We start from the raw sequence: 6,717 nt of genomic DNA on the forward strand, positions 1-6,717 counted from the left end.
GGGGTGCCGGACGGGGCGACGTTCCGCCCTGTCCGGCAGGCCGGGTCACATGCCGAAGGCGACCTGGCGGGTGTTGCTCTTCTTCAAGTTCCGGTAGCGCGCCAGCGCCCAGAGCGGGAAGAACTTCGGGTAGCCATGGTAGCGCAGGTAGAACACGCGCGGGAAACCCGTCGCCGTGTAGCGCGCCTCGCTCCAGAGCCCGTCCGCATCCTGCGTGCGGGTGAGGAAGTTGATGCCCCGCGTCACGGCCGGATCGTCCACTGCGCCCGCCGCCATCAGGGCCAGCAGCGCCCAGGCGGTCTGCGAGGCGGTCGAGGAGCCGGGCTCGAAGGCCGGGTCGATCTTGTAGGACGAGGCGTCCTCACCCCAGCCGCCATCCGGGTTCTGGATGCGGATCAGCCAGGAAACGGCCTTCTGGATGCGCGGATCGGCGGAGGAGATGCCCGCCGCGTTCAGGGCGTTCAGCACCGACCACGTGCCGTAGATGAAGTTCATGCCCCAGCGGCCGTACCACGAGCCGTCTTCCTCCTGATCGTTCAGGAGATAGTTCACGCCCCGGTCGAGGGAGCGGCAGGTCTCGCGGGTCTCGCCGAGCTGCGCCAGCATCCCCACCACGCGGGCGGTCACGTCGGCGGTCGGCGGGTCGAGGAGCGCGCCGTGATCCGAGAACGGGATGTGGTTCAGGTACATGTAGTTGTTGTCGGCATCGAAGGCGGCCCAGCCGCCATCGGCCGATTGCAGCCCCTCGACCCATTCGCGGGCGCGGGCGATCGCCATCTTGTAGTCGGGCATCCCGGCCACGAGTCCGTGCTGACGCATGGCGCGGTCCATCGCCATCACCACCACGGCGGTGTCGTCGAGGTCCGGGTAATGGGCATTGGCGTATTGGAACGCCCAGCCGCCGGGGCGGACCTTCGGCTTGCGCGCCGCCCAGTCACCCACGATGTCGAGCACCTGACGCGGCTTCAGCCAATCCAGGCCGGCGCGGGCCGTGGCCTCGGCCTCCGGGCCGCCGGCTTCGAGGAAGGCGTGGCTGGCGAGCGCCGTGTCCCACACGGGCGAGACGCAGGGCTGCACATAGGCCTCGTCGTCCTTGATGACGACGAGCTTCTCGATGGCTTCCAGCGCGACCTTCACCTGCGGGTGGTCGGGCGTGTAGCCCATGATCTCGTACATCAGCACCGAGTTGACCATCGGCGGGAAGATCGCGCCGAGGCCGTCCTCGCCGTTCAGCCGCTCGCTCACCCAGGCGCGCGCCTTCTCCATGGCGCGCTGGCGCGGCCCGCGCGGGAACAGGTGTTCGGTGCCCTGGAGGATGCGGTCGATGAAGCCGAAGATCGGCGTCCACGGCCATGTGGCATGGGGCGAGCCCGGCCAGGAGCGGACGCTCTCCGGCGGCGTCACGAACAATTCCTGGATGCCGATGCCGCGCGGGTTCTTCGCCCGCGGCTTGGTCGCCTGAAGGACGAACATCGGGACCATGGTGCAGCGGGCCCAGTAGCTCACCTTGTCGATGTGGAACGGGAACCACTTCGGCAGGAACATGATCTCGACCGGCATGGCCGGCACGGCGCGCCACGGCACCTCGCCGTAGAGGGCCAGCAGGAAGCGGGTGAAGACGTTGGAATTGGCCGCCCCGCCCCGCGTGAGGATCGCCTCGCGCGCCCGGCGCATGTGCGGCGCCTCGATGTCGTCGCCGATCATCTTGAGGCAGAAATAGGCCTTCACCGTCGCGCTCATGTCGAACGGCCCCTCATGGACGAGGGCCCAGCCGCCATGCGGCCCCTGCGTCCGGCGCAGGTAGTTGCCGATCTTACGCTCGAGCTCGGGCGCCGGAGGATAGCCGCGGAAGTGGTGGAACAGGATATATTCGGACGGGATGGTCGCGTCGGCTTCGAGTTCGAAGCAGATATGTCCGTCCTTTTGAGCCAGGGAGCCCAGGGCCCGCGTCGCGACGCTCACGCTGCGCTCGACGGCCTCCAGGCTGATGTCCTGAGTCTTCGGGCGCTGAAGCGCCTCTATCTTGTTCACGGCCTCTCTCATCTGTCCTCGCCTCACGGTCACCTGCAGCCAGTCCGAACGCGCCGCGAACGAACTTGGCCCCAAGCCCACTTTTCCCGCGCCCCCTCACTCCGGAACGGCATCCGTTCCGGCGGTGGGCGCTTAGTTTGCAACCGCCATGCCTCAAGCTGCGCCGCGCGCAGGTGATTCCGCACACATCAACGCATGCGCGGCCGTCTTGCCGGAGCGGATCGCCCCCTCGATGGTCGATGGCAGGCCGGTGGCCGTCCAATCGCCCGCCAAAACGAGGTTCGCGTGCCGCGTGCGCGCAGGCGCCCGCCTCGCCGCCTCGGTGGGCGTCGCCGCGAACGTCGCACGCTTCTCCTTGACGATTTGCCAGCGGGGCAGTTCCGAAGCAAGATTGCCGAGCGTGGCGATTTCTCCCCAGATCTGCCGGGCGAGGTCTTCGCGCGGTACATCGAGAAGCCGATCCGCCCCGGAAATCGTCACCGAATAGCGGTCGGAATAGGCGAAAAGCCACTCCGTAAGACTGTTCACCACGCCGAGAACAAGCGGGCTTCCGGGCTTCGGTACATGCGCGAAATGCGCGTTCACGATCGAGCGGAACTCCCGGGGTGTGGGGACTTCCGGCAACAGATCGGCCGTCACCCACGGCGGGAGCGCCAGCACCACCGAATCACCCGGCGCGATGTCCTCCTCTCCATCCGCAAACTGAAGCCCTGTGATGCGCCCGTCCGTGACGTCGAGGCCGCGCAGGCGGCGGCCGAACCGGATCTCCACGCCCCGCTTGGCCAGGGTCGCGAGCGCCGGATCGACGAAGGCGTAGGACAGGCCCTTCTCGGCCACCATCGGCTTGCAGGCCTTGCCGCCCGCGCCCAGCGTCTCACGGAGGATGCGCGCGGCCAGACCGACGTCGCTGTCGCGGGGCTCGGTGTTCAGCGCGGCGAGCAGAACCGGGTGCCACAGGCGCTCGTAGAGCGGACCCGAGCATTCCATGTTCTCGCCGATCGTCCCGCCCGCGCCCTCGGCCTTGCCGGCGGCCGCGCGCAGGATCCCGAGGGGGGCGAGGTAGTCGCGGGCGCGGGTGCCCGGGACACGCCGCGACGGGCTCAGCACCCACCAGGGCAGGCGGCCGGCATTGGGGCGCAGCGTCCAGCGCTGGCCGGATTTCAGGTCGGCGAAATCGAAGGCGGCTTCGTCCGGGCCGATCAGGGCATCGTCGGGCGCGCCGACTTCGCGCAGGAAGCCCAGCGCGTCCGCATTGCCGGAGAGCAGCAGATGGTTGCCGTTGTCGATGTGGAGGCCGAGGCTCGGGTCGAAATACGAGCGGCAGCGCCCGCCGGCCTGCTTGGCGGCCTCGTGCAGGACGACCTGCCGGCCACTCCGGCTCAGCGAGACGGCGGCCGAGAGCCCGGCGAGGCCGGCGCCGACGATATGGACCTTGGCCATCACAGCACGCCGTGGCGGAGGGCCACCAGGATCAGCGAGAGCTTGCCCGGCTTCACCCGGGCACGGGGCGGCGCCCAGCCCCGGCGGATCACCGCCTTCAGGTAGAGGTGGTAGGCCGCCGCCATGAGCCGCGCCGCCTTGGTCGCCTTGCGCGGGTTGCGGTGGATGATCTCCCAGGTCGCCCGGTAATGCGCCTCGGCCTCCTGCGCGATGGCGGCGCAGACCTCGCCGATGCGCGGATGCATGATCGCCTGCATCGGCGTCGGATTCGCGAGGCCGATGGCCTCCAGCTTCTCGCGGGGCAAGTAGAGGCGCCCGCGCTCGGCATCCTCATCGATGTCGCGCAGGATGTTGGTGAGTTGCAGCGCCCGGCCCTGGTGCCATGCGAGCTTCACCCCGTCCGCCTCCGGCATCCCGAAGATGCGCACGGAGAGGCGCCCGACCGCGCTGGCGACGCGGTCGCAATAAAGGTCGAGAGTCGCTTCGTCGGGGGCGACGATGTCTTCCTCGGCGTCCATCGCCATGCCGTCGATGACCGCCTGGAAATCCTCGCGCTTCAGGCCGAACTGCTTCACCGGCTCCACGAGGTCGCGGGTGCGAGCCACCGGGGGGCCGGCATAGAGCGCGTCGATGTCGGCCCGCCAGCGGTCGAGTTCGGTGCGGCGCACGTCGCGGGCGCCGCCGTCGTCGGCCACGTCGTCGACGGCCCGGCAGAAGGCGTAGACGGCATACATCGCCTCGCGCCGCTCCTTCGGGAGCAGGCGCATGGCGGTGTAGAAGGACGAGCCGGCGGCGGGCAGCGCCGGGGCTTCGGCCTCGGCGGCGGTCGCGGGCGTCGCGGTGGCGCTCAACGGGAGGCTCCTTGCATGGCCGCGCGGACGATCCGCCCGCGGAACGGGCGGCGCGCGAGGGTCGCGGCGACCCCGCGCAGGGCGACGAGGGCGAAGGCCGCCTTGCCGTGATGGACCGTCTCGGACAGCGGATCGCGCTCCAAGAGACCCTTCGACAGGACCACCGCGAGGCGATGGATCGCCGCGATCTCGAGCGAGAGCCGGGTGTCGTCGATCAGGTCCGGCAGGGTGGCGCCCTCGTCCAGCAGGACGAGGCATTGCTGCGCCAGTTCGCGGAAGACCGCGCGGAGCGCCGGCGGGGCCTTCGCCTCGCCGAGCATGGCGATGGTGGCGCCGTGCCGCTCCAGGCAATCCTGCGGCAGGTACACCCGGTCGAGATTGCGGAAGTCCTTTCCGCAATCCTGGAGATGATTGATGATCTGCAGCGCCGCGCAGATCTTGTCCGAGGGGCCATAGACCCGCGCCGGGTCCTCCCCGTGAACGTCGAGCACGAAGCGGCCCACCGGCATCGCCGAGTAGCGGCAATAGTGGATCAGCTCGTCCCAATCGGCGTAGCGGTTCTTGCGCGCGTCCATGCGGAACGCGTCGAGCAGTTCGAGGGCATGGCGAGGGGGAAGCCGGCGGGTCGCCAGTTCCGCCTTCAGCGGCGCCGCCTCGGGGTCGGTGGGGCCCGCCCCGGTCAGGGCGTCGGCCAGCCCGTCGAGGAGGGCGAGCTTGCGCTCGGGCGTCAGGTCGGAATGGTCGGCCACGTCGTCGCCCGCGCGGACGAAGTTGTAGAAGGCCAGGATCGCTCCGCGATGGCGCGGATGGATCAGGTGCGAGGCGACGGGAAAGTTCTCGTCGCGATGGCCCTTGCCGGAACGGGTGTCGGTCGCGGTGTCGAGGGTGGTCATTTCAGGTATCCCGCGCCCCGGAACCAGTCGATCGCGTCGGACAGGCCCTCGCGATAGGGCCGCGCCGTGTAACCGAGTTCAGCCCGCGCCTTCCGGTCGGAGAAGAACATCCGGTAGCGGGACATGCGGATGCCGTCGATGGTGGCGAAGGGCTGGTTGCCGGTGAAGCGTGCGGCCAATTGCGCGAAGAACGCCACCGGATACACGACGGCGCGGGGCAGGTTCACGGTCGGCGGCTTGCGCCCGACCATCCCGGCGATGTCCGCCAGCATCTGCGACAGGAACACGTCCTCGCCGCCGAGGATGTAGCGCTCGCCGATCCGCCCCTTGTTCAAGGCCAGCAGATGGCCGTGGGCCACGTCGTCCACATGGGCGAGGTTGAGCCCGGTATCAACGAAGGCCGGCATCTTGCCCAGCGCCGCCTCCTGGATGATCCGCCCGGTCGGCGTCGGCTTCACGTCGCGGGGGCCGATGGGCGTCGAGGGGTTCACGATCACCGCCGGCAACCCGTCGCGGGCGACCATCTCCTCCACCACGCGCTCGGCCACGACCTTGCTGCGCTTGTAGGCGCCGATGGCCGTCTCGGGCGTGAGCGGCATGGTCTCGTCGGAGGGCGTGACGCCATCGGCCGGGGGGCGGATGGTGGCGACGCTCGACGTGTAGACGACCCGCTCGACGCCCGCGTCGAGGGCGGCCCGCATCATCAGCCGGGTGCCGTCGCGGTTGGTGCGGACGATCTCCTCCCTATCCGGCGCCCAGAGCCGGTAATCGGCGGCGGCGTGGATCAGGTAGCGCTGGCCGCGCATCGCCTCCGCGACGCTGCCCGCGTCGCGCATGTCGCCCGTGACGATCTCGACATCGGGCCACGTGAGGTTGGTGCGCGGGCTCGAGGCGCGCACGAGGATGCGCACCGGGAAGCCGGCCCGGCGAAACACATCGACCAGGGCCGAGCCGAGGAAGCCGCTCGCGCCGGTGATCAGCACGGGGCCGGCCTCGGCCGGGCCGGATGGGGTGGCCACAGCCATCGTCTCTCGTCAGGTCGCAAACAATGACGGCGGGCAAGATGCCCGCCGGTCGGCGTTCTAATCGGGCAGGCATGGCCGCGGCAAGGCGCGGCCGTGCAGTCCCGTCAGGCGAGGCGAAGGCGCGAACGGCCGTCCTTGCGCTCGGGCAGCGTCTCGGTGACGACCTTGACGATGCTCGGAGCGTCGAGGCCGGCCTCCGCGTACATCTTCTCCGGCTTGTCGTGGTCCTGGTACGTGTCCGGCAAGGTGAGCGTCCGCACCCGCACCCGGCCCGCATCCAGCGCGCCCTTCTCCGCCAGGAGATGCAGCACCATCGCCCCGAACCCGCCCCGCGAGCCCTCCTCGATGGTCAGCAGCACCTCGTGCCGCGACGCGAGATCGAGGATCAGCGCCTCGTCCAGCGGCTTGGCGAAGCGCGCATCCGCCACCGTCACCGCCACGCCCTGCTCGGCCAGCGCATCCGCCGCCTTCAGCGCC

Annotated in this window: 6 protein-coding genes; all 6 read right to left on the bottom strand. The window is 69.9% G+C overall.

Features of this window, described 5'->3' with window-relative positions; all coding sequences use genetic code 11:
- Positions 1-45: 45 nt before the first annotated feature.
- The gene (shc, locus tag ACS5Q7_RS23980; protein ID WP_478341772.1) at positions 46-2,043 is read right to left on the bottom strand and encodes a squalene--hopene cyclase; all 1,998 of its coding nucleotides are present in this window, start codon (positions 2,041-2,043) and stop codon (positions 46-48) included.
- 141 nt (positions 2,044-2,184) lie between these two features.
- Entirely contained in the window at positions 2,185-3,471 is a 1,287-nt protein-coding gene (hpnE, locus tag ACS5Q7_RS23985) for a hydroxysqualene dehydroxylase HpnE (RefSeq protein ID WP_478341773.1), read from the bottom strand.
- On the bottom strand, positions 3,471-4,322 hold the full coding sequence (gene hpnD, locus ACS5Q7_RS23990) for a presqualene diphosphate synthase HpnD (protein WP_478341774.1): 852 nt from the start codon (positions 4,320-4,322) through the stop codon (positions 3,471-3,473). The genes hpnE and hpnD overlap by 1 nt, the downstream gene beginning before the upstream one ends.
- Complete coding sequence (hpnC, locus tag ACS5Q7_RS23995) at positions 4,319-5,215, bottom strand: squalene synthase HpnC (RefSeq protein WP_478341775.1); 897 nt, start codon at positions 5,213-5,215, stop codon at positions 4,319-4,321. Before hpnC ends, hpnD begins: the two co-directional genes overlap by 4 nt.
- On the bottom strand, positions 5,212-6,240 hold the full coding sequence (gene hpnA, locus ACS5Q7_RS24000; protein WP_478341776.1) for a hopanoid-associated sugar epimerase: 1,029 nt from the start codon (positions 6,238-6,240) through the stop codon (positions 5,212-5,214). Before hpnA ends, hpnC begins: the two co-directional genes overlap by 4 nt.
- A gap of 104 nt (positions 6,241-6,344) precedes the next feature.
- The coding region (locus ACS5Q7_RS24005) for a transketolase C-terminal domain-containing protein (protein WP_478341777.1) at positions 6,345-6,717 on the bottom strand (373 nt) is incomplete at its 5' end.

This window comes from Methylobacterium sp. Gmos3, assembly GCF_056430985.1.